The organism is Acinetobacter terrae (genome assembly GCF_002135195.1).
Taxonomy (GTDB): domain Bacteria; phylum Pseudomonadota; class Gammaproteobacteria; order Pseudomonadales; family Moraxellaceae; genus Acinetobacter; species Acinetobacter terrae.
On record NZ_NEGF01000007.1, the window covers coordinates 44,021 to 66,420 of the forward strand.

The following is a 22,400-nucleotide window of genomic DNA, read 5'->3' on the forward strand; positions in this document are numbered from 1 at the left end:
ATGAATAATCCTCTAATTTATTTATGCGTGAGCAAGCTGTTTGTCTTTTTCGAGTGCTTGCGCCTTAATCACCTCTTCGCTGAGCTGCGACCAGATTTGATGACGAATTCTGCCGTATTCAGCCGTTGAACGGATATCCTCACCTTTGGCTTTCAGGCTGGCTGGAATGTCGATGACTTCCTTAATCCGTCCCGGTCTTGAGGTCATAATCGCCACGCGTTGACTGAGGAAAATCGCTTCATCAATACTATGGGTGATGAAAACAATGGTCTTCTTCGAGGTTTGCCAAATCTTAATCAGTTCTTCTTGCAAGGTTTCACGGGTTTGCGCATCCAGTGCGGCAAACGGTTCATCCATCAATAAAATTTCAGGTTCATACGCTAAGCTTCGCGCAATCGCGACACGCTGTTTCATCCCGCCTGAAAGCTCATTCGGATAATGCTTTTCAAAACCTGAAAGCCCCACCAATTGCAGATAATACTGGGCTTTTTCCCGACGGGTTTTCTTGTCCACGCCTTTGGCTTCCAGACCAAATTCAATATTTTCTAAAGCAGTCAGCCATGGATAAAGTGCGTATTGCTGAAACACAATGCCGCGATCCAGACCTGGCTGAGTAATTTGCTTACCACTGAGTAAAATTTGCCCCGAAGATGGCTTAGTCAGTCCAGCAATCAGGTCAAGTAAGGTTGATTTACCACAGCCACTTGGCCCCACAATGGAAACAAATTCACCGTGTTGGATATCTAAAGTGACATTTTCAACCGCGACAAATTCAGGTTTATAATTTTTGCTATTGGGATGATTCTGCGCAGGAAAAACCTTACGCACATGATCTAAATTTAAGGCACTGGTCATTGTTGTATTCCTTTTCTAATCTTAATTTTTCTGTGCTGCATAAGGGTTGAATTCATTGCTATACAGCGTGCTCACATTCAATTGATTCGGTTTTAATTTTTGCTCTTGCACCAAGGCATTCACCCATGGCTCGAAGTCTTGATTTTTTTGTACGCCGCCGACATCTTTCACTCCAGTTCCCGTGTAATACGGAATCAACACTTTGGTTTCATTACGCTGACGTTTATCAATAATGCTTTCCATACGTGCCACAATTTGTTCTTTTGGTGTGTGATGCAACCACTCTTGTGCACGAGCCACACCGTTCACAAAGGTTTTTGCTGCATCACGATGCTCTGCCATGAAATCCTTACGCATCGCGTAACTGCCCGCAGTAAATGGACCATACAGCTCAACATCTTTAAAGATTGGACGAACTCCACCAGTTTTAAGTGCACGTTTTTCTAAAATCCCCGAGAACACCGCAATATCAATTTGACCATTACGGAGCGCTTGTTCGGTGCTGACAGGTGGCAAGACAATCAATTCAACCTCACGAATTTCTTTTTCTGTTAAACCGTGACGCAATAAATAATCTTTTACGACAAACTCATAATGTGCACCAAAGGCATTCACTGCGACTTTTTTACCAATAAAATCGCGTGGACTACGAATCGGGCTGTTCTCTAAAACATAAAAACCCACGTTCATGTCTTCATCACTGCCATAAGATGCGATCACAGGCACCACATCTAAACCCGCAGCAATGACTTTCACCACGGCGCCATTGAACGCTGAAGCAAAATCGACGTCACCGGACACCAAAGTGAGTAAGTCTTGTGGTCCACCTTGTACTGTGCCGACGTAATCCAGTTTAAGTTTGCCCAAGTAACCCAAGTCCTGCGCCAATTCAGGCAGCGACACCAAACCTGGATAACTTTGATAACGTAAATGCGTCACGTCCTTTGACGTGGTTTTATCAACCTTCTGCGTCGTACAACCTGCCACCAAACTGCTAGTTATGACGGCTGCCAACAGGGCTTTTTGCCAAAATTTCGGGAGTATTTTCATTGTTATTTCTCCTAACTCCGCTGCTGCCAGCGCAGTACTTTACGTTCGATACGGCTGAGGATGCTGTTTAAAATCACCCCGACAAAACCAATGGTCAGCATGCCTAAAATAATCAAAGACACATTAAATTGCTCACGACCACGAATGACCAAATTACCGAGTCCAACGCCGTAATTTGCCAGTAAAAATTCTGATCCCACCGTTGCCAACCACGCGAAAATTAAACCCAATTGCAGACCGACAAAAATCTGTGGACTCGCTGCCGGCAAAATGAGTTTGCGGTAGGTATACAGTTTCGGAAATTGATAGACTCTTGCGACTTCACTGTATTTCGCGCTGATGCTGCTGACACCTTCCAAGCTGTGTAATGCCACTGGATAAAACACCGATAGACTGATAAATAAAATTTTTGCACCGTTGCCATAGCCTAAAAAGGTCGAGATCAACGGCAACCATGCAAACAGTGACACCTGACGTAATACGTTAAAGCCCGGTGCAAATAACCAATTGACCCAACGGGTTGTGCCCAGTGCCACACCAAAAGCCACCCCTAGACTTGCACCAATCACATAACCGGTGAAGTTACGACCGAGGCTTGCGGCAAAGCCTTGCCAAAATTCGGGTTGGCTAAAGCTCTGGATAGCACCCGTTAATACCGTGACTGGCGATGGAATCAATTTAGGATCGAGCCACTGTAAAGCTGACGCCAGCGACCAAAGTGCAATAAATGCGATCGGTAAAATCAAGGCTTGCAGTACTTTAATGCTTTTGTCCAAGTTTGAATTTGCAGGAATATTGGATTGTTCAAGACTGAGTTCTGACATGATTAGCCCCCTACTCGTGTTGCGTAAAAACGAGCAAGGCGTTCAAAGGCAGCCAATACGCTGTCCAAAACAAAGCCCGTGATGCCAATTAAAATGATGCCCATGAAAATAATATCCATCTGCATCAATTGACGTCCCCAAACCATCAGGAAGCCAATCCCTTCACTGCTTGCCAGTAATTCCACAAACACCAAGGCTAACCATGCTTGCATCACACCTTGACGTAAGCCACTAATAATGGCGGGTAGGCTTGCCGGTAAAATCACTTTGGAAAAAGTCTGAAATTTAGAGAATTGATAAACCTGCGCCACTTCAAGCAAACGGTTCGGTACTTGTTGAATACCTTTAAAGGTTGCAATCAACACTGGAGAAACCACCGCAAGCGAGATCGCAACAATCTTCAAGGCTTCATCAATGCCCAAGAAAATCATTAACAGTGGAATCCAGCCAATGATCGGAAATTGCGTAAGCAAATGAATGCTCGGTAAAACAAAACTTTGCGCGCGTTGTGATAAAGCAAACCAGATCCCAAGGCTCAGTCCAAGACTGACACCGAGTAAGACGCTCCATAAAATACGCTTAGCACTGGTGGCAAAGTGAAATTGCAAATCACCCGATTGCCACAGTTCAACGGTTGTGCTCCACACCAATTGCGGCGCAGGCAAAATTTGTTCTGGCAACCAGTGCTGCACTGTTGCCACATACCAAACACCCAACAACAACACCGGTAGCAGTAGACCACAAGCCAATTGCAAGGTTACTTTTAGGTATTTCTTAAAAAATTCAAATGCACTACGGTAACTTTGCCACTGTACCGAATGTGCGGTTACATTCGTAAGGCTCATGATTCTTGTCCTTCTGCTATATGTTTTAAATCATCAGGTTTTAAAAAAGAGAGAAACGCCTGATCACGAGAGATCACTAAAATCAGTCCGATAAAGGCCAGACCGATTGGGAAAAATAAATTCTGTAAGCCGATGCTGGCACCGAAGGCTGCTCCTAAAAAGCCGCCAAACAAGCCACCTGCCGGACCAACTAAAGCCAAGATGGGTGAGATTTTTGCCATTGCGGTTTGTTCACCCACTTTGGCAAAGGACATAAAGTTGGCAATGTGCAACATGCCCAAACCGAGTCCTAACATCAGTGATGCTGGCCACATCCAAAAAGTGACTGAGGTAAAGGCTAAAATCAGTAATGAGCTACTAATTAAGCTCAGTCCGATCCAGTAAAACTTCGGATAACCAATCAGTTCAGCCAAGCCACCCAATGTGAATAACGAACCGACAAAAACAATGCCTTGTGTCGTGAGTAACATTACCGCTACAGATTCAGACAGTGAGAAACTTTGAATGGCGATAACCACAATGAAAAAGCCAAAATAGCTATTCGCTACGCTGCTTAAAAACTCTAAAGCACAGACCATGCGCAGAGCTGTATGGGTTTTCAGTAATGCCAGTGGTGCAACCACATCACGCCATTGAAAGCTCGGTGCATTGGCTGCGGTTTGATGAATCTGCTGAAAGCAAAATGGCGCAAAAATCAGGGTTGCCAAAAATAACAACGCCACGCAGTAAAAGCTGCCACCATAACCAAACTGTTGAATCAGTAATACCGTTAAAACAGGTGCGATGAGGAAAAAACCCATCATGTGAGAACCGCGGAACCAACCTGCTTTGGCCGGCCCAAGACGTTTTAAATTGCTCAGAAAAACGGTATTAATTGAGACAAAGCGCATCGGTAAAACAAAGCTCACCAATGCCGTCACAATGAGTAAATACCAAGCACTTTCCTGCAGCGGTGTCAGTGCATATAAAGCTGCACCAATCACACTGCCCATACTAAAAACTTTTAAGGAACCCAGGCGCTGCACCAAAACACCAATCGGCAGCGCCATAAACAAGATACCGACACTTTGTGCTGCAGCAATCAATCCAAGCTGAAGCTCTGTCGCTTCAAGTTGCACGGCGTACAATGAAATCAAGATACGGGCAACCCCAACCCCTAAACCGGCGATAATCGTCAGCAGCACAAAACTGCTCATGAATTTCGCGGTTAAAGGGGTAGAGACAACATTTGTTTCAATCGGATTCATGACCACATTCCTGAATTATTTTGGCTGGCCATTGGCATTAAATGCACGCCAATAGTTCTGCAAATTCAGTTCTTTTAAAGCATTGTTTAAATACTTTGGTTCGTACCAGGTTTTGGTATCCACATCGCGGCGGATGAGTTTTGCATCTTTGGCAATTTTTAATGCGCTGTCGATTTGTGAACGATGAAATTCATCTAGCAATGGATTGGTACGATCTTTTAGGTTCCAGCCATCCCAGGTTTTTTGATAGTCGACCAATGGAATACCGCTTTGTGACCAAAGCTTATATTGGGTGACACGGTTGGCTTCTTCCGAACTCCACTGTGCTTGTTTAATCAGTGTCGTGACGACACGTTGTGTCACTTCTGGGTATTGTTTTTCAAAACTTTCAGTTACCCAAAAATGTGCAATCGGGGCAACTTTAGGATCTTTAATTTCAATTAAAGTTTTTGCGACTCCACGTGAAACCAAACTAAATGGTGAAGTAATCGCGGCATCAATATCACCTGTTGCTAGAGATGTACGCGCAGAATAACCATCTTGCGAAATCACGCGTAGGTCACGTTCGGTAAAGCCATATTTCGCCAAGACACGGTTAAAAACGATTTGTTGATTTGTACCTTTAAAAATTGAAAACTTCTTACCTTTTAGATCAGCAAAAGACTTAGCACTTGATCCAGCAGGAACCACCACATAGGTTGGACCAAAACGACCGGTTGAGAACAAAACCTTAGTTTTAAGTCCAGTAGAACGACCCACCAATGAAGGTAAGTCACCATGTAAAGCAAAATCGACTTTACCGTTGGCTAAACCTTCATTGGTTGCAGGGCCTGCACCTGGGAAGAATAACCACTTCACAGCAATGCCATCTTTCTTAAATTCTTGCTCTAATACACCGCGTAAATGCGCTGAAGCGACAAAGCTACCCCCTGTTTTAGGCTTACCACCTTCACCCGCACCTGACATAGAAATGCGGATTTCTTTGGGATTGGCTGCATGCAGTTGCAAGCTGAGTCCCAGTGCCGATAAGGCCAAGAATGTTGCGGCTATTTTTTTAGAAAAAAGTTTCATATTTAACGGTCCTATAGAATTAAATGATTGAATTAGAATGTGTATTGGAATTGCGCTTGCAGTTCATTGGTGTCTTTCTGTGTCGCAGCCTCAATGTCATAGATGTAATGATTGAGCTGTAACTGGAATTTGGTGGTCTGGGCAAAAAACAGATTTAAACCTAGTGAATGAATGTCGTATTCACCGATGCGGCCACTCGCGGTATCTAAGTAATCTTTTTGATTTTTATTTGGGTTATAGCTGTCGTAACGGTAGTAACCTTGAATCGATTTCGGCCAGAAATCGTCAAATTTGGCATTGGATTTAATACTGTTATAGAACTGGTCACCCAAGGTATAGAACGCGGTAAAGGTATGCCCTTCTGCTTTGGCTTCTTTTACAGCAAGTGCAGTCGTGTCGATGTAATCAGTCTTGCCTTGTAGATATTCATACGTCACGCCAAACGGTGCGTGATTGTAATAGACGTCAAAACCAAGGCGGTCACGCTTTGCTTTATTGTCTAAAATACCAAGACTAGAAAGTTTGGCTTCACCTTTGATATAAGACGCGCCAACTTTGAATTCACGTAACCAACTTGCATAGTCCACAGGTAAGGTAAATGCCACACGACCAATATAATCTTTGCCGTTATTGTCATCGGTTTTGTTACTGCCATTACCGTTGGTCACACCAATCGCATATTCAAACAACGGCGCACGGTAGTTCGCACCGTAGTCGACAAATGGCTTTGCATCGCCACGAACAATCAAGCCATTTTGACGGGTAAATAAACCCAAATAAGTTGGTGCGGTTGCTGTACTGATGGTTGGACGTAAATCTTCAGGTGACTGCACGTCTAGACCAAATGGCAGCAATTGCTGACCTAAGGTTAGGTTTAATTTAGAGACCTCTGCGCCACCATTGGTCGACAGCACGTGATAGCGTAAGTAAGCATCGAGCAAGTTAAAGTTGCTGTTGTTGGTGCCGTCGTTACGCTTTGAATACCCAAAAGAGGCTTGGTAATCGAGGTTCTTTCCTTCGTTATAATCTTTAAATAAATTACCGCGCACCCCAAGTAGTGCCGTACCGACATCAAAGGTTGATTTTGGCGTATTGGGTGCAGTGTTATTGTCTTGCACATTGGCACGCAGTTGCACCGTACCGAATAAAGTCGTATCACGTGCTGACTTCACTGTTTGGCGTTCATACTGACGCGACTGATCATATTTATAGTTTTCTAAATCGGAACGTACACCTTCAATATCATCTGAGGTTGCCGGTGTTGGACCAGCAGCCAATTCAGATCCTTCGGCATCTTCACTGCTATAACTGTCTACGCTGTCATTCACTGGTGCAACGACAGCAGCTTTGGCTTGGGGTTGTGCTTCAACAGCATTTAAGCGTTGTTGAAGGGTTTCAATTTGTTGTTTCAAACTGCTCAGCTGCTGTTTTAAGTCAGCATCACTGGCAAAACTCAATTGACTGGTTGCAGATAAAATCAATGCCACTGCAAGATTTAACGATGTTTTTTTCATACTCTAATTTCACTTCTTTTTTGTGCCCCAAAGCGCAAAGCTGCCCCAACCCCAAGCCAAGGACTTGAGGTAAATGTAGTGCGTGGGAAATACGGGTTATGCGGCCTGTTTGTTTTTCAGTTTTTCTTTATTTCCTGAAACGAACTTCGGATGATTCACGTGATTAATAATCAAGATCATCCAACAGCCATTTTTTTTAAATTAGTTTCTGTTAGCGACAGCATGTATAGCCACACATGGTCATGCACATCACTAAATGAGCTGAAGTCATGTTGGCTATACTCAAGCACTGCGGTTTTGCTTTTAAATGGTTTAAATTACGCATAGGTTTTGGCCTATTCTTCATGTTTTCGTTCTTGTTATTTCGCAACAACCATGCCAACTATATAAATTATTGTTTTAACGCAATTTATTAATTTTATTCCAACTAAACATGTTGGTTTTAACGCGGTATGTGTGTTGATATTTCAACACTTGCTTATTTAAATTCAGCTGGTTTTTTTATTTTTATTTCTTATTTTTAGATATAAGGCTACTTTTTCGAGTACCCGCTACAGCTCCAATTTATAAGCTAAAACTTAAGGAAAAATACTTTTGGGATATTCGAAAACCGCAATTTTAAGGCATAAAAAAACCCGCCATTTGCGGGTTTTTAAGCGCTTTTGGTTTTAAGCAGATTTCTTGCTTTTATTGCCTAATTTTGTAGCGAATGCCATGACACGCTGATAACCGGTCGGCAAAATGCGCTGCATCAAATCAATGGCTTTGGCATCATTACCTATCAATAAACGGCGTTTATCTTTTTGCACCGCTTCAATGATTTGACGTGCTGCTTCTTCTGGTGGGCAACGTAATAATTTATTAAAGGATTCTGCCGATTTTTCCGGATGCATACCTAAGCTTCGAATACTGTCATTCATCTTGGCTGCATTGGCAATATTGGTACGAATACCGCCTGGGTGAACACATAGCGCACTCACGCCACAATTTTCCATGTCCAGTTCCTGACGCAGTGATTCAGTGAAACCACGTACCGCAAATTTGGTGGCATTATATGCAGACTGGGTCGGTTGTGCAGTTAAACCAAACAGACTGGAAATATTAATGATATGCCCTTCACCGGACTTCTTGATTAAAGGTAAAAACTCTTTGGTGCCATAGACCACACCCCAGAAGTTAATATTCACAATCCATTCCAGTTCTTCGTAACTTGCCCCTTCAACGGTTGAACCCAGTGCAACCCCCGCATTGTTAAAAATCATGTTGACTGAACCGTGATTTTGCACGGTATCCGCAGCCCATTCTTTCATGGCATCACGGTCAGCCACATCCAGTTTTTGGGTGGTTACACGTACATGACTTTGTTTTACCAATTCAGCCGTTTGCGCTAAACCTTGTTCATTCACATCACTTAAGGACAAATGACAACCTTGCTTTGCCAAAAGTACAGCCAATTGCTGACCAATACCTGAACCCGCACCGGTAATTGCTGCGACTTTATTTTTAAAATTTTTCATGACTCATCCTTTTCCAATTTTTTCTGCACCATTCACCTAAACATCTCGATTGTTTTTCTGTGGTGATGATGTGCAGTTCATCCATCCAATATAATTTTGACAATACTCATTGTCAATATAATATATGATCAATAGCAAGATCAAAGACCATCTGGCCATTTTCAGCATAGGTCTGTGAATAAATTATTGTTAACATAGGGCAAAACCCAGATTTAATTCGGCACACCATATTTATGACTGAACAACACGAAAATCTTGAAGAAAAACAAAATAAGCCGTCAAAAACCAAAGAACGTCAATTTAAAGGCCTGTCTTTAACTGAGCGCAAACAAGCACGTCGTGAAAAGCTGATTGAAGCGGGCATTGAAGCCTATGGCACGCATGGTTTTTTTGCGGTGACGGTAAAAGATATTTGTAATGAAGCCAAACTGACTGAACGCTATTTCTATGAATCTTTTAAGAAAAGTGATGAGCTTTTTCAAACCATCTTTTTAAAATTAATCGATCAATTGCAGCACAATGTCATGCAAGCCATCATGCAGGCATCGACCGATCCGCGAAAAATGATTGAATCCGGCTTAACGGCGTTACTCACTACATTAAAAGATAATCCACGTATGGCACGGATTATTTATATCGATGCCATGCTGGTTCAGGAGCTGCATAATCAAGCCACTATTCATGAAACCATGTTGCGTTTTGACCGTATGATTCATGCCTTTGTCATGTTAATGATGCCGCATATTGACCGTTCTGAACGTGAAATTTCTTTAGTCGCAACAGGTTTGAATGGCTATGTCACTCAAATTGCGATTCGCTGGGTGGTCAGTGGCTTTAAACAATCGATGCAAGAGGTTTTATCGTCTTGTAGTATCGTTTTTCTATCTTTGCTCGATACTTTTTCAGAAAAAGAAAAAATAATGAAAAAAGAAAGTTCATCTTAATCTTTAGATTGAAATTCATACAATATGTTGAATTCATTATATTTAGATGACTGATTTATTTTAAATTGTTCATTTTTCACTATAAAAATTGTCACATTTCTTTGCGAAAACTGGCCTATCGCCCTTTTCTGCAATGATACTGTCATAATTAATCTTTGTAATAAGCCTGTCATAAATACAAAACGGTTCACCGTTAACATCAAATAGGATATTGCGTTGTGAAAGATGACTATATATTAATCGTCGATGACGAACTTCCCATTCGAGAGATGATTCACACATCTTTAGACATGGCAGGCTTTCAATGCTTACAGGCAGAAGATGCCAAACAAGCCCACCAAATGATCGTGGATCAACGCCCTGCGCTTATTTTACTAGATTGGATGTTACCGGGTGGTATCAGCGGGGTTGACCTGTGCCGCCGCTTAAAACGCGACGAGAGCTTAAATGAAATTCCAGTGATTATGCTGACGGCACGTGGCGAAGAAGACCATAAAGTACAAGGTCTTGATGCGGGTGCAGACGACTATATGACCAAACCTTTCTCGACTCGAGAACTGGTTTCACGTATTAAAGCGGTATTACGTCGTGCCAATGCCTTAAGTGGTGAAAAAACCATTGATGCCAATGGTCTAATGCTTGATCCGGTCAGCCAGCGCGTCAGTTATGCTGATAATATTTTAGAGATGGGTCCCACAGAATACCGTTTATTGGCATTCTTCATGACTCATCCCGAACGTGCCTATACCCGTGCTCAATTGCTTGATCAGGTTTGGGGTGGTAACGTATATATTGAAGACCGTACCATTGACGTGCATATTCGCCGTTTACGTAAAGTGCTGGAACCTTTTGGGGTAGACCGCTATATACAAACCGTTCGTGGCACAGGTTATCGTTTTTCGACCCGCGCGGATGTCGCTTTAGGTTAGTCGTTTTTTAGGTAAATTGCGTTTTATGTATGAACCCTACCCCGTCCCGGAAATTGCACGAGAACATAAACGATTCCGTTACAGCAGTTTATGGACTTTTGCCAAGCAAGATTTACGTTTACTCGCCTTTTTACTGCTAATTGCAGGTTTAATGGGTATCGGGATTGGGTATTTCTGGATTTTTATTTTCATCGCTTTCGCGATATTTTTTGCTTTGCAACTCCGTTCACTGTATTTGGTAAATGAATGGATTTCCAACCGCCCTTATGATGTTCCGCCCAACTTGGATGGCATCTGGGGCGCATTGCTGTTTAATGTTTATCGCGCCCAGCGCCAAGAACGTATTGTTCAGGCAGAAATGGTCGGTTTAATTGATCGTGCTCAATCTTCACTGATTGCCCTGGCCGAAGCCGTGGTTTTGATTGATGAATTACACCAAATTGAATGGTGGAATCCCGCAGCGGAAAAGTTGCTCGGGATACAGCCTTTAGATCGCGGGCGTAATATTTTAACCCTGCTGCGTCAGCCGAATTTTATTCAATATTTCAACCATATTGACGAGGCACCTGATGGCTTGAAAATGAAATCTTCAGCCTTTGAAGACCATTATGTGCAAGTCAAAATGACTCGTTTTGGTGGTGAAAGCCGTCTATTGGTGGCCTATGACGTCACCCGCATGCATAATCTGGAACAAATGCGTAAAGACTTTGTCGACAATATTTCCCATGAACTGCGTACGCCCCTGACCGTACTCAGTGGTTATATTGAAACCTTTACCGATCAGGAAGATTTAAATCCACGTTGGAAACGTGCCTTTGACCAGATGCAAGCACAAACCAGACGTATGAATGCCTTGGTCAATGACCTATTGTTGCTCTCTCGTTTAGAAAGCAACAAGCAAATTGCCAAAAATCAGATTATTGAAATGCCGAGTCTGATGAACCAGCTGTTTGATGATGCTCAAGCCTACAACGTTGACTATCACCACACGCTGAATTTAGATATCGACAGTCATTGTGACCTGATTGGTTCAGATACCGAACTTGCCAGCGCCTTCAGCAACCTGATTACCAATGCCATTAAATACACGCCTAAGGGCGGAACCATTACTATGGGTTGGCATGATGATGGCGAGCACGGTATCTTTACTGTTGAAGATACCGGGATCGGGATTGATCCCAAACATCTGCCGCGTTTAACCGAGCGTTTCTATCGTGTCGATAGTGCCCGTAGCCGTCAAACTGGCGGAACAGGTTTAGGGTTGGCCATTGTGAAACATGTGCTCATGCAACATGGCGCACACTTAGAAATCGAATCAAAAGAAAACCAAGGCTCAACCTTTAAAGTAATCTTCCCTAAAGAACGCCTCTACCACATGAGCTAGACGTACAGTACATCTAGCTCAATCTAAGAAGCTAGATTCTGTTCTTTAAACTTTGCTCGCTGATAAGCCGGACGCTCCGCCAAACGTTTTACATAGGCCGCAATATAAGGATATGACCCTGATGTTCTCGACTGCAGGGCTTCTAGCGGAAAACCCATCTGAATATCGGCAAAAGAAAATGCCCCTGCCACGTACTCATGCTTAGCCAGATAATCTTCCAGATAGTTAATATGATCTTTTAAACGCGGTTGAATAAATCCTGCCTTTACCCCTGATGTAATTTTTTTCGCGACCGGCTTTACCAGCCATGGTACATGTTTGGGTACGTTGCTCATCACCAACTGCATCACCAGTAAAGGCATCAATGAACCTTCCGCATAATGCATCCAATAGCGATATTGCTGCTGATCTTTTTTATTCTGCAGATTAAATTGCTGTTGCTGATCATAGGTTTCTTGCAGATATTGCAAAATCACCGCAGATTCGGCAATGGTTTGATCCGCATCGGTCAATACCGGTGCTTTGGCTAAAGGATGAACCAGTTTTAATTCTGGAGGGGCAGCAAAAGTGGGTAAGCGTTTATAAAATTTAACCTGATAATCCAAAGCCAGTTCTTCTAACGCCCATAAAATTCGAAAAGAACGCGATTGATCTAAGTGGTGCAATGTAATCATTATTTTGCTCTCTATTTTTTCTGCTTTGACTATACGCATAGCCCTAAAAAAATGACATCCTGCTTTACACAAAATGTCATTTCGATCTGTTCATCAACTTAGACAAGTACAGTATTAATGTCTAGGCTACGTAATAATGTTTTGGTCACTGGCGTTTTATTGCTGATCTCTAAAACCTTTTGCTTTAGCTCATCCGACAAGGGCTGCGCAAAAGACAAACGACGTTCAATCCATTCTTTGCCTTCTTTATTGGCATTAAAATCAGCTTCAACAGAAAACTCCCCCAGCTCTATGCCTTTATGACTGGCATACATGCGCAGCGTAATCATGGTACAAGAAATCAGACCTGAACAAATCAAATCATAAGGTGCAGGACCTTTATCTTGCCCACCAAAAGATTCGGGTTTATCAGTCATAAATTGGTGTATACCCGTCTTGATCTCGCCCGACCAAGGTTCAGCCAAGCGATGTACTTCTGCATTTGCAATAATGGCCATGAGGAGGATGATTCCTAAATGTTATCTTTATTTTAAATTTTATCTTTATTTAGAGGCACGCATTTTATCTGGGAATGCCGGCGCTTCTAAGCGTGGTCCAGGATAATCAGCAATATTGCCAAAGCGTTCATGTTGTTCAATCCAGTGGTCACGAGCATTGCAAAGTTCTTCCTGAGTACGACCGACAAAATTCCACCACAGCAATATTGGCGACTCAAAAGGTTCACCACCCAACAGTAGAATACGGCTGCCCGCATGGAGCTGAATTTCAATTTCAGTAACACCCGGCTCAAGAACAACCATATTGTCTTCAGTCAGTTCATGACCATTCACGACAGCTCCCCCATCCAAGGCCATGAAACCGTATTCAAATTTTGGATTGAGTTTAATTCGGGTGGTGGTCGATTCTTTTGCCGTTAAATCAACCCCGAGTAATTCCGTATGTACGGCTACCGGTGATTTAGTTTTTAGAAACTCGCCGACCAATACGGTAAATTCGACCTGATCTTTTTCAACCACAGGCAGTTCTGGATAGTGCTCAAAACAGGGGGCCATATTCATTTTATCATCTGGCAACGCAATCCAGAGCTGTGCAGCATGCATATGGGTTTCAGTTTCCGGTGCAACTTCAGTATGTGAAATCCCATAACCGGCTGTCATTAAATTGACCTGTTTCGGGCGAAGTAACTGTTTTGTGCCCAAACTATCAGTATGCATCATGGTGCCTTCAATCATCCAGGTGAAGGTCTGCAACCCCATATGTGGATGAGGGCCAACATCCAGGCCATCACCTTGCGGAAAAGTCACGGGACCGGCATGATCCAAGAAACACCATGCTCCAATTAAGCGTTTATGGCGACTTGGCAAAGCACGCTTGATTACGGTTCCCTGCCCAATTTCCACGCTACGTAAAGGAAATTCCTGAATAAATTGATTCACGTATTTTTCACAATCATCTGAATCAGAAAGCTCTATATAGTTGCTATTGGTCATATTTTTATCCTGAATCGTACGGGCTAAACCGCTCTTGAATGTCCTGAATCTATTCTTATGATCATATAGGCTCTTACAGATTCAGCCTATAGCTAAGTTAATACGCTGAATACCATGTATAGGACAATATTATTTTTGAAATTTTCCGTAATAAAACAATCTCTTCATTCTTTATTCACCCCGCTATTCATCTCCTATTCATATGAATTTTATATATAAATAAAATTTTGTCACAATTGCCTTAACCGCTTATTGTTTATCTGGTGTACAAATTCTATTCATCCACCTATTATTTTTGCTTTACGAATCCCACAAAGAAAGGGGTATCTCCATGTTTAGGGGAGATCAAAAAAAATCTCATAACAACAATGATAAAAATCCTGATCAGATTGGGACAAATGTGGATAAAAATTCAAATCATGAAACTGCTTATATTTTACCAAAGCAGTTGTGTACTGTTGAAAATCAAAAAGTGATAGAACAGGAATTACGAGATCCAGCCACACGTATTCCGGATCAATTTCAACAATATTACTTGGACTATCAAAATAAACACCAACGACAATTTTTAAAATGCGTCAATTTTATTGGTCAGATTACATTTTTAAGTTATTTCTTTGTAGACTGGTTGCTGATCCCTGAGATTGGCATGCTTTCAGGTATTTCACGGATTATTCTTGTGGTCTGTGCAATATTAATCAACGGGCTCGCCTTTCGTTACTGCAAAAATATTAAAATTATAGACAGCTTACTTCCCATATACGTCGCGGCAGCAGCTGCATTGTGGCTAAGTCTTCTGATGTTGTCACATAGTCCAATCGTGACAACATATATATATGCCGCTGTCATTTTTATTTTATTAGGCAATTTATGTGTACAAGTCTCTTTTCGAAATTCAATCTTCACCTCTTTGCTGATTAGTGCGGTCATTTTTTATGGTGTATTTCAGTTGGTCAGCTTAGAGGAAGTTGTTTTATTTTCTCTCATCTATGTTCCTGTTTTATTACTCAGCATGTATATCAGCTGGAATAATACTTTAAATTCAAAACGCAATTTTTTACGGGTTTTATTAAATGACTGGAACTACTATGCTTTAAGTGAACTGGCACATACAGATGAGTTAACTCAACTCAATAATCGTCGACAGTTTTTACAGGTTGCTGAACAAACCATTCAGAAATGGCCAAAATATAATTTAGCTTGTTTATTGATGCTGGATATCGACTTTTTCAAAAACATTAATGACACCTATGGACATGATGTAGGCGATGAAGTCCTTCGGGTGCTTGCTGAAATTGCTCGTAAGGAAATGCGACATACAGATGTGTTAGCCCGTTTTGGCGGAGAGGAATTTATTGCATTACTGCCGAATACCACACTGGAGGAAGCAATCACCATCGCGAATCGATTGTGCCGAACCATTGAAAGTCATCAAATCTGTATTAAAGATAAGTTCTTTTTCAATTTTAGTGTCTCGATTGGGGTATCCCAACTACAACCCAATCAAAATGATTTGAGTTTACTGATTAAAAATGCCGATATTGCGCTGTATCAAGCCAAGAAAAATGGCCGCAATCAGGTGGCTATTTATACCTGTGAATGATTAAAAATTTTCTTCATAAAAACGGTCTTGGTCGATTTTATAAATATGAAAATTTAGTTCAATTTGGATAGCCGAAAACCCAATTTAGTTTTTCTTCAATCAACAACTTCATGTATAGTAAAATAAATTGATCATAAGTCATTGATATTATTTTCTTTTAATTGAATATTTGATTTTCATAACATTAAAAAGGACGCTTTCGCGTCCTTTTTAATTGAGAGGTTTAGTTTTCACTAAACTGCCGCAGGCGTAGCCTTTGGCGTAAAACTGGCAAGCAGCAATGCTGCTTGAAAGCCCAGTTTTACTCCCATTCAATTGTAGCTGGTGGCTTAGATGACACGTCATAAACTACACGTGAAACATCTTTAATTTCGTTCATAATACGAGTCGAAATCTTATCAACCAATTCATATGGAAGATGTGCAAAACGTGCTGTCATGAAGTCAACAGTTTCAACTGCACGAAGTGCAATCACCCATGCATAACGACGACCATCACCTACTACACCAACAGATTTAACTGGTTGGAATACAGCGAATGCTTGAGCAGTTTTATCATACCAACCGCTGGCACGAAGTTCTTGCATGAAAATGTCATCAGCTAAACGAAGGATGTCAGCATATTCTTTTTTCACTTCACCCAAAATACGCACGCCCAAACCTGGACCTGGGAATGGATGACGATAAAGCATTTCGTGTGGTAAACCTAAAGTTGTACCTAAACGACGTACTTCATCTTTAAACAAGTCACGAATTGGCTCAACCAATTCAAATGCTAAATCTTCTGGTAAACCACCCACGTTGTGGTGTGATTTAATTACGTGTGCTTTACCATTTTTAGTCGCAGCAGATTCGATTACGTCTGGGTAAATCGTACCTTGGGCAAGGAAGTTTACGCCATCTAAACCGCGTGCTTCTTCAGCAAATACTTCAATGAATTCACGACCGATGATTTTACGTTTTTTCTCAGGGTCAACTTCACCTGCAAGTGCAGACAAGAAACGCTCTTCAGCATCAGCACGAATCACACGGATACCCATGTTTTTCGCAAACATGTCCATCACTTGCTCGCCTTCGTTCAAACGAAGCAAACCGTTGTCTACAAATACGCAAGTCAATTGGTCGCCAATCGCACGGTGAAGTAGCGCAGCAACAACAGATGAATCTACACCACCTGAAAGACCAAGCAATACTTTTTGATCGCCAATTTGTTCACGTAATTGTTCAACACGTAGGTCGATAATATTTTCAGAGTTCCAAAGATTACGACATCCGCAAATATTATGTACAAAGTTAGATAATAACTCTGCGCCTTTTGCAGTATGTGTTACTTCTGGATGGAACTGTACACCGTAGAAACGACGTTTTTCATCGCTTACAGCTGCAAATGGACAGCTTGGAGTGCTTGCAGTCACAGAGAAACCTTCTGGAATTGCACTCACTTTATCACCATGGCTCATCCAAACATTAAGTTTGTTTTCGCCATCGTTTAAATCACCAAGAAGTTGGTCACGGATTAAAACATCAACCGCAGCATAACCAAATTCATGAACTGTACCTGGCTCTACTTTTCCGCCAAGTTGTTCAGACATGGTTTGCAAGCCATAGCAAATACCTAATACAGGTACACCAAAGTTAAATACAACTTCAGGTGCGCGTGGACTACCTTCTTCATGAACACTTTCCGGACCACCAGACAAGATGATACCGTTTGGATTAAATGCGCGAATGTCTTCTTCAGACATGTCATAGGCATACATTTCAGAATATACACCAGCTTCACGTACACGACGTGCAATAAGCTGACTGTATTGAGAACCGAAGTCCAAGATCAGGATGCGGTCTTCAGTGATTTGAGTATTGGTAGTCATGACAAACAACTATGTAAGGCAAACGAAATAAGCGCTGCATTCTATCATTTTTCGTTGCATTAAGCACACTATTCGCACAAGGCATCTATTCAATTGATTAGATTATATTTTGAGCATAAAAAAACACCATCTCGAGTGCTTTTTTATTTTGTCATTCAGAATGATTAATTGAGAGCACTGCTTTAACCTAATCATTTGCTTCCTGCTCTGGTCTTTTCCAGTCATCTTCCATATTACTATCGGTTAAACCAGAGCCATTTATCAGATTGATTGTCCATTCTTCCAATTTGAACTACATCTATTGTCGTCGGTTGACCAGTATGGGTATCCACTTCACCAATCACCTTAACTTTATCACCTGCTTTCAAGCCCATCGGTCTCCATAAATCAGAATCTACTTCTATACCAATTTTGCCCGAGCTATCTTTCAGTTCATAATGATCCTTATGTGTTTTTCTAACAATTGTGCCGGAGAGCATGACCGCAGTTTCATCTGGGAGTTGTTTTGCTTCTGCAACAGTCACCATGTTTTGAGCAGCTTCAGTCATGATGACCTGATCACTTTTACCAGCCCATGTAGATGTTGTGGAAAACATTGAACCCGTAACAAACAGTGCCAATAACATTTTTTTCATGATTGACTCCACTAGCTAGCTTCATCAATCTTTATTGAAGCAAAATTCGGACAATTTGTACGCAGCTTTTATGTATTGTGCATAGCTTTTATGTAATTACAAAAATGAAATGACCAAGCTAAAGTCATCTCATTTTTAGCTTCAATCATGCTTTCTCAATCACATGATCCACACTGAATTTTCCTGCACCATGCAACATCAGGAACAATAGTCCACCAGTCATAGCCATGTTTTTCATAAAGTTAATCGCATCTTCAGCACCACCATGAAACAGGAAAGCAGTGATTAAACTAAATATCGCCAAACCCAATGCTGCAAAACGCGCCTGAAAGCCAAACAACAAAGCCAAGCCACCACCAAACTCAACCAAAATGGTTAAAGGTAATATCATCCCGGGTACACCCATCGACTCCATATACCCCACAGTCGCACTATAGGCAGTGATTTTCCCCCAACCTGCCATAATAAAAATATAAGCTATAAGAACACGGGCTATCAGGCTAATCAAAGCATCACTTTGTGGGCCTTGAACCAGATTTTTTACCACAACATTCAGATTTAACATGAGACAACCTTTTCGATATTTTTAATGATGGATTCATACTAGGCTGTTTTTTTGCTGAATAAAGCAGCACTTTGTAGATACATCGTTGCAAATACGGAACGATTAAAATGGAATTTATTTACTTTTTCATACTGACTTTCATACCTTAGACTGCTAGGATTTCAGCACATTTTTGCTGCCTGTAGCCCCATGGAACTGCTTGATTTTATCTTACATGTTGATGACCATCTGCTCGAATTTATTACCAATTATGGCGTTTGGATTTATGCCATTCTTTTCTTAATTATTTTTGTGGAAACGGGTCTGGTGGTTATGCCGTTTCTACCGGGCGATAGCTTATTATTTGCTGCAGGGGCATTAGCCGCTTCAACAGGTGCAATGGATCCTTTTGTTCTGATGATCCTCTTGTTTACTGCTGCAGTCTTGGGCGATACCCTGAATTATCATATTGGTAAATTTATCGGGCCACGTGTTTTTGAAACGGAATCACGTTTTATCAACAAACAGCATTTAAATTACACGCAGAAATTCTTTGCAAAACATGGTGGTAAAACCATTATTTTTGCCCGCTTTGTTCCTTTTGCCCGTACTTTCGCTCCCTTTGTTGCCGGTGCAGGCAGCATGAATTACAAATTCTTCCTCAGCTTTAATGCGATTGGCGGATTCTTGTGGATCGGTTCATTTATTACCTTGGGTTATTTATTTGGCAACATGCCAATTGTCAAAGACAATTTCACCCATCTGATTTTTGGCATCATTATTATTAGTGTACTGCCCGGCATTATTGGTTTTATTCGCCAAAAGCTGAAAAAGGCACATTAAACTGGTGTGTTGCAACAGCTGTGAAATTTAAAAGAAACGAATCACTACAGGCAACATACCCAACAGCAGCAGCATGGCCGATCCTTTATATAAAAGATCGGCTTTTATTTGCTTCGATTGGCCTGCCAAAATGGCACGACCAAAAGACATCCAGAACACTGCTGTAGGCAATAACACCAAACTGAATGCTGCAAACACCAAAACAAAATTGGTCGGATTATTCCAGGTTTCAATCGGTAAAACGCCCGTGGCAAATAATAAAGCTTTCGGATTTTTGAATGTGGAAAAGAACAGTTGTCGAGGTCGGATAGAAGGATGACGTTGATTATGCTTTTCTAAATCTGAGGTTTTCCATAAATGGAAGGCCATCCAAACCACATAGAGGGCGCTAAAAAAATGCACAATATGAATAAAGTTCGGCCAGACTGGACTACATACATGAATTAGCAATGCCCATAAATTAATGGCATAAAAATATCCAAGCAGCTTTGCTGGAATAAATAAACTGGTTTTGGCAATGCCTTGTTGATGTGCAGAGCTTGCAAGTAATGCGTTAGTTGGACCCGGAATCATCAGAACCGCAATCACTGCCAACACAAAAAGCCAACTCTCAATCATAAATACCTGATATCACCACTAAAGAGTGGCACACCTTATACGAAAGTCACAAAAAGTGACAAGTATTTCGATTAAAAAATCATAACCTTATACGTTTAAATTTCACACTAAAAAATATCAACTATTTGATATTAATAAAATTTCATTGAAACATTTTGCTAAGATTTTATCACCCTGCTGTCGAGTACAGCCCAACAACAGCGTGATAAATTGATGAATTATTGAGCTTTATTGCGAATAATAATCGGGCAATTTTTGAATTGAGCCGCCTGAACCACAGCTTCTTGCTCACCCAATAGACGGGCTAATTCAGTTTTTTTGGTATTTGAAGATTGTCCCATATTGACTGAAACACTTGGACCAATTCCCCAGCCACCATGACTGCCCCAACCACCACCAACGCCTACACCGACACCCACACCACTACGCTTGGGCGGTTGTACGCCACTGTCGATATATTGCTGGATACGGTTATATTCACTTTGTAATTGTTGGCAGCTCAAGGCTTGATACTGCGTTGGTGATACATAAGTCGGTTTGACAGTTGTCGCACATGCACCCAATAAAAGAGTACTACCCAGTAACAGGCTTAAATACATTGTTTTCATGGGAAACCTCAAATCTTATTTTGCTCAATTTCATTGAACAATGATTGATAGGCTTGCGTCAATTTATGATCAGTAGCCAAATGAATTAAAGGCTGATTTTTAAGATGAGATTCTTTCATTAAAATTGACGGGGGCAACATACTTTCTAAAACAGGCAAACCTTCATCTTTGAGTTGCTGTACCACTTCACGCGGTAATTTTGCCTGAGCTTGAAACTGATTGACGACAATACCTTCAATTTCCAGACGGTCATTATGATCGTCTTGGGTTTCGATGACATTTTCAATCAATGTTTTTAAGGCACGTTTCGAAAAAACATCACAATCAAAAGGAATTAGTACCCGCTCTGCGGCAATCAGTGCAGATAAAGTAAAGAAGTTAAACGCCGGTGGCGTATCAATATAAACACGGTCATATTGTCCAGCCAGCTGTTGCAAGGCATCGCGTAATTTATAAATTTTATGTTTCGCTTCTAAAGCATGCGCCAGTGCACCCAAGGTTGGACTGGCAGGAATCACATGCAAATTTTTAAACGGTGATTGATGGACATAGCTTTCCAGACCCTTGGAACGACTCTTTAAAATCGAACCAATCGCATTGCCTAAAAGCCCTTTACTTTGGGTGTTGCCCAAGACTTCTTCAAAGTAGTTCTCAACATTCGGCTCCAATGCAGGTTTATCAACCGAATAAGTCGCATCATCCCCCAATAAATATTGACTCGAATTGGCTTGTGGATCGAGATCAATCAATAAAGTTTTAAAACCTTGATGTGCACTGATTGCTGCTAAATTTACGGCAATACTTGACTTGCCGACCCCACCTTTTTGATTAAAAACCACACGTGTCCGCATTGCAGCCCTCTATGCTTTATATTTATGTATTGCTTGCAGTTTAACCTACCCGCCTTGCTTCAAAAACAATTATGTCTAACAATTAACCGAAATTTGGCTTAATTATGACTAGACCAATAATCCCAATGAGCGCCACCACGGCAATGGCTAAGCCTGCACGACGTTGTGCCAACAAAATACTGTCATCTTTTTTATACGCTTTGATTAAAGATGAAAATAAAACCAAGAATAAAACCACTTTGGCATAGAACCAGGATTGCACTTCAAAGTTTTTGATCACTAAAGATATGATCCCTGTCAGTACAATTAAGGTCATCGACAAATGTTGTAGCGCCACCAAGAGTTTCCGTGCCACTGGATTCGGTTGATTCCCCTGAACCCCGACAAACAGAGTAAAAGCCCGAGCAATCACAACCCCAATTAGCAGGGTCACAATGCTCATATGTATAATTTTAACAGTCAGCTGCATGTCCATTATTCAACA

At 41.4% G+C, this 22,400-nt stretch carries 23 protein-coding genes; 5 read left to right on the forward strand and 18 right to left on the reverse strand.

The window, feature by feature from the left end:
* Positions 1 to 21: 21 nt before the first annotated feature.
* The 8 genes from B9T23_RS09320 to B9T23_RS09355 form a co-directional block, all read right to left on the reverse strand.
* Positions 22 to 855, reverse strand: a complete 834-nt coding sequence (locus tag B9T23_RS09320) for an ABC transporter ATP-binding protein (protein ID WP_086193920.1) — start codon at positions 853 to 855, stop codon at positions 22 to 24.
* A gap of 21 nt (positions 856 to 876) precedes the next feature.
* Entirely contained in the window at positions 877 to 1,905 is a 1,029-nt protein-coding gene (locus B9T23_RS09325; RefSeq protein ID WP_086193921.1) for an ABC transporter substrate-binding protein, read from the reverse strand.
* Between the two features lie 11 nt (positions 1,906 to 1,916).
* Positions 1,917 to 2,729 carry an ABC transporter permease gene (locus tag B9T23_RS09330; RefSeq protein WP_086193922.1) on the reverse strand — a complete coding sequence of 271 codons (813 nt, stop codon included), beginning with the start codon at positions 2,727 to 2,729 and terminating at the stop codon, positions 1,917 to 1,919.
* A 2-nt stretch (positions 2,730 to 2,731) separates the two neighbouring features.
* Positions 2,732 to 3,574: an ABC transporter permease gene (locus B9T23_RS09335; protein ID WP_086193923.1), complete on the reverse strand. Its 843-nt coding sequence runs from the start codon at positions 3,572 to 3,574 to the stop codon at positions 2,732 to 2,734.
* Positions 3,571 to 4,821: an MFS transporter gene (locus B9T23_RS09340; RefSeq protein ID WP_086193924.1), complete on the reverse strand. Its 1,251-nt coding sequence runs from the start codon at positions 4,819 to 4,821 to the stop codon at positions 3,571 to 3,573. Before B9T23_RS09340 ends, B9T23_RS09335 begins: the two co-directional genes overlap by 4 nt.
* A 15-nt stretch (positions 4,822 to 4,836) precedes the next feature.
* Positions 4,837 to 5,892 carry an ABC transporter substrate-binding protein gene (locus B9T23_RS09345; RefSeq protein ID WP_086193925.1) on the reverse strand — a complete coding sequence of 352 codons (1,056 nt, stop codon included), beginning with the start codon at positions 5,890 to 5,892 and terminating at the stop codon, positions 4,837 to 4,839.
* A gap of 32 nt (positions 5,893 to 5,924) precedes the next feature.
* Entirely contained in the window at positions 5,925 to 7,406 is a 1,482-nt protein-coding gene (locus B9T23_RS09350; RefSeq protein ID WP_086193926.1) for a porin family protein, read from the reverse strand.
* A gap of 668 nt (positions 7,407 to 8,074) precedes the next feature.
* Positions 8,075 to 8,923 carry an SDR family NAD(P)-dependent oxidoreductase gene (locus B9T23_RS09355; protein WP_086193927.1) on the reverse strand — a complete coding sequence of 283 codons (849 nt, stop codon included), beginning with the start codon at positions 8,921 to 8,923 and terminating at the stop codon, positions 8,075 to 8,077.
* Between the two features lie 233 nt (positions 8,924 to 9,156).
* On the opposite strand from B9T23_RS09355, the gene B9T23_RS09360 reads away from it, so the two are divergent.
* The 3 genes from B9T23_RS09360 to phoR all read left to right on the forward strand — a co-directional run bounded on the left by B9T23_RS09360 (position 9,157) and on the right by phoR (position 12,180).
* Positions 9,157 to 9,867 carry a TetR/AcrR family transcriptional regulator gene (locus B9T23_RS09360; protein ID WP_086193928.1) on the forward strand — a complete coding sequence of 237 codons (711 nt, stop codon included), beginning with the start codon at positions 9,157 to 9,159 and terminating at the stop codon, positions 9,865 to 9,867.
* Between the two features lie 218 nt (positions 9,868 to 10,085).
* Entirely contained in the window at positions 10,086 to 10,796 is a 711-nt protein-coding gene (gene phoB / locus B9T23_RS09365; protein ID WP_067725841.1) for a phosphate regulon transcriptional regulator PhoB, read from the forward strand.
* Positions 10,797 to 10,821: 25 nt separating this feature from the next.
* The gene (gene phoR, locus B9T23_RS09370; protein ID WP_067725839.1) at positions 10,822 to 12,180 is read left to right on the forward strand and encodes a phosphate regulon sensor histidine kinase PhoR; all 1,359 of its coding nucleotides are present in this window, start codon (positions 10,822 to 10,824) and stop codon (positions 12,178 to 12,180) included.
* Between the two features lie 23 nt (positions 12,181 to 12,203).
* Here the strand turns inward: phoR and B9T23_RS09375 are convergent, their stop codons facing one another.
* The 3 genes from B9T23_RS09375 to B9T23_RS09385 all read right to left on the reverse strand — a co-directional run bounded on the left by B9T23_RS09375 (position 12,204) and on the right by B9T23_RS09385 (position 14,344).
* Positions 12,204 to 12,854: a glutathione S-transferase gene (locus B9T23_RS09375; protein ID WP_086193929.1), complete on the reverse strand. Its 651-nt coding sequence runs from the start codon at positions 12,852 to 12,854 to the stop codon at positions 12,204 to 12,206.
* Positions 12,855 to 12,952: 98 nt separating this feature from the next.
* Positions 12,953 to 13,351, reverse strand: a complete 399-nt coding sequence (locus tag B9T23_RS09380; RefSeq protein ID WP_086193930.1) for an OsmC family protein — start codon at positions 13,349 to 13,351, stop codon at positions 12,953 to 12,955.
* Positions 13,352 to 13,396: 45 nt separating this feature from the next.
* Positions 13,397 to 14,344, reverse strand: a complete 948-nt coding sequence (locus B9T23_RS09385; RefSeq protein WP_086193931.1) for a pirin family protein — start codon at positions 14,342 to 14,344, stop codon at positions 13,397 to 13,399.
* Between the two features lie 400 nt (positions 14,345 to 14,744).
* On the opposite strand from B9T23_RS09385, the gene B9T23_RS09390 reads away from it, so the two are divergent.
* A complete protein-coding gene (locus B9T23_RS09390) occupies positions 14,745 to 15,947 on the forward strand; it encodes a GGDEF domain-containing protein (RefSeq protein WP_228145916.1) in 1,203 nt (400 codons plus the stop codon).
* A 301-nt stretch (positions 15,948 to 16,248) separates the two neighbouring features.
* On the opposite strand, the gene guaA is transcribed toward B9T23_RS09390, so the two are convergent.
* The 3 genes from guaA to B9T23_RS09405 form a co-directional block, all read right to left on the reverse strand.
* Entirely contained in the window at positions 16,249 to 17,817 is a 1,569-nt protein-coding gene (guaA, locus tag B9T23_RS09395; protein ID WP_086193933.1) for a glutamine-hydrolyzing GMP synthase, read from the reverse strand.
* A gap of 236 nt (positions 17,818 to 18,053) precedes the next feature.
* The gene (locus B9T23_RS09400; protein WP_086193934.1) at positions 18,054 to 18,452 is read right to left on the reverse strand and encodes a NirD/YgiW/YdeI family stress tolerance protein; all 399 of its coding nucleotides are present in this window, start codon (positions 18,450 to 18,452) and stop codon (positions 18,054 to 18,056) included.
* A 145-nt stretch (positions 18,453 to 18,597) separates the two neighbouring features.
* Positions 18,598 to 19,017, reverse strand: a complete 420-nt coding sequence (locus B9T23_RS09405) for a DoxX family protein (protein ID WP_086193935.1) — start codon at positions 19,015 to 19,017, stop codon at positions 18,598 to 18,600.
* A gap of 189 nt (positions 19,018 to 19,206) precedes the next feature.
* Between B9T23_RS09405 and B9T23_RS09410 the strand changes: the two genes are divergently transcribed.
* The gene (locus B9T23_RS09410; RefSeq protein WP_086193936.1) at positions 19,207 to 19,839 is read left to right on the forward strand and encodes a DedA family protein; all 633 of its coding nucleotides are present in this window, start codon (positions 19,207 to 19,209) and stop codon (positions 19,837 to 19,839) included.
* Positions 19,840 to 19,866: 27 nt separating this feature from the next.
* On the opposite strand, the gene B9T23_RS09415 is transcribed toward B9T23_RS09410, so the two are convergent.
* The 4 genes from B9T23_RS09415 to B9T23_RS09430 all read right to left on the reverse strand — a co-directional run bounded on the left by B9T23_RS09415 (position 19,867) and on the right by B9T23_RS09430 (position 22,391).
* Entirely contained in the window at positions 19,867 to 20,457 is a 591-nt protein-coding gene (locus B9T23_RS09415) for a LysE family translocator (protein WP_086193937.1), read from the reverse strand.
* 218 nt (positions 20,458 to 20,675) lie between these two features.
* Positions 20,676 to 21,065, reverse strand: coding sequence for a hypothetical protein (locus B9T23_RS09420; RefSeq protein ID WP_067725820.1), 390 nt, complete (start codon positions 21,063 to 21,065; stop codon positions 20,676 to 20,678).
* Between the two features lie 8 nt (positions 21,066 to 21,073).
* Positions 21,074 to 21,916: a ParA family protein gene (locus tag B9T23_RS09425; protein ID WP_086193938.1), complete on the reverse strand. Its 843-nt coding sequence runs from the start codon at positions 21,914 to 21,916 to the stop codon at positions 21,074 to 21,076.
* A gap of 82 nt (positions 21,917 to 21,998) precedes the next feature.
* A complete protein-coding gene (locus B9T23_RS09430; RefSeq protein ID WP_086193939.1) occupies positions 21,999 to 22,391 on the reverse strand; it encodes a SirB2 family protein in 393 nt (130 codons plus the stop codon).
* Positions 22,392 to 22,400: the final 9 nt, after the last annotated feature.

Excerpts from the sequence above, each read along its gene's own strand:
- B9T23_RS09320 (WP_086193920.1), bottom strand. The coding sequence starts at position 855 with ATGACCAGTGCCTTAAATTTAGATCATGTGCGTAAGGTTTTTCCTGCG.
- B9T23_RS09325 (WP_086193921.1), bottom strand. The coding sequence starts at position 1,905 with ATGAAAATACTCCCGAAATTTTGGCAAAAAGCCCTGTTGGCAGCCGTC.
- B9T23_RS09330 (WP_086193922.1), bottom strand. The coding sequence starts at position 2,729 with ATGTCAGAACTCAGTCTTGAACAATCCAATATTCCTGCAAATTCAAAC.
- B9T23_RS09335 (WP_086193923.1), bottom strand. The coding sequence starts at position 3,574 with ATGAGCCTTACGAATGTAACCGCACATTCGGTACAGTGGCAAAGTTAC.
- B9T23_RS09340 (WP_086193924.1), bottom strand. The coding sequence starts at position 4,821 with ATGAATCCGATTGAAACAAATGTTGTCTCTACCCCTTTAACCGCGAAA.
- B9T23_RS09345 (WP_086193925.1), bottom strand. The coding sequence starts at position 5,892 with ATGAAACTTTTTTCTAAAAAAATAGCCGCAACATTCTTGGCCTTATCG.
- B9T23_RS09350 (WP_086193926.1), bottom strand. The coding sequence starts at position 7,406 with ATGAAAAAAACATCGTTAAATCTTGCAGTGGCATTGATTTTATCTGCA.
- B9T23_RS09355 (WP_086193927.1), bottom strand. The coding sequence starts at position 8,923 with ATGAAAAATTTTAAAAATAAAGTCGCAGCAATTACCGGTGCGGGTTCA.
- B9T23_RS09360 (WP_086193928.1), top strand. The coding sequence starts at position 9,157 with ATGACTGAACAACACGAAAATCTTGAAGAAAAACAAAATAAGCCGTCA.
- phoR (WP_067725839.1), top strand. The coding sequence starts at position 10,822 with ATGTATGAACCCTACCCCGTCCCGGAAATTGCACGAGAACATAAACGA.
- B9T23_RS09375 (WP_086193929.1), bottom strand. The coding sequence starts at position 12,854 with ATGATTACATTGCACCACTTAGATCAATCGCGTTCTTTTCGAATTTTA.
- B9T23_RS09380 (WP_086193930.1), bottom strand. The coding sequence starts at position 13,351 with ATGGCCATTATTGCAAATGCAGAAGTACATCGCTTGGCTGAACCTTGG.
- B9T23_RS09385 (WP_086193931.1), bottom strand. The coding sequence starts at position 14,344 with ATGACCAATAGCAACTATATAGAGCTTTCTGATTCAGATGATTGTGAA.
- guaA (WP_086193933.1), bottom strand. The coding sequence starts at position 17,817 with ATGACTACCAATACTCAAATCACTGAAGACCGCATCCTGATCTTGGAC.
- B9T23_RS09400 (WP_086193934.1), bottom strand. The coding sequence starts at position 18,452 with ATGAAAAAAATGTTATTGGCACTGTTTGTTACGGGTTCAATGTTTTCC.
- B9T23_RS09405 (WP_086193935.1), bottom strand. The coding sequence starts at position 19,017 with ATGTTAAATCTGAATGTTGTGGTAAAAAATCTGGTTCAAGGCCCACAA.
- B9T23_RS09410 (WP_086193936.1), top strand. The coding sequence starts at position 19,207 with ATGGAACTGCTTGATTTTATCTTACATGTTGATGACCATCTGCTCGAA.
- B9T23_RS09415 (WP_086193937.1), bottom strand. The coding sequence starts at position 20,457 with ATGATTGAGAGTTGGCTTTTTGTGTTGGCAGTGATTGCGGTTCTGATG.
- B9T23_RS09420 (WP_067725820.1), bottom strand. The coding sequence starts at position 21,065 with ATGAAAACAATGTATTTAAGCCTGTTACTGGGTAGTACTCTTTTATTG.
- B9T23_RS09425 (WP_086193938.1), bottom strand. The coding sequence starts at position 21,916 with ATGCGGACACGTGTGGTTTTTAATCAAAAAGGTGGGGTCGGCAAGTCA.
- B9T23_RS09430 (WP_086193939.1), bottom strand. The coding sequence starts at position 22,391 with ATGGACATGCAGCTGACTGTTAAAATTATACATATGAGCATTGTGACC.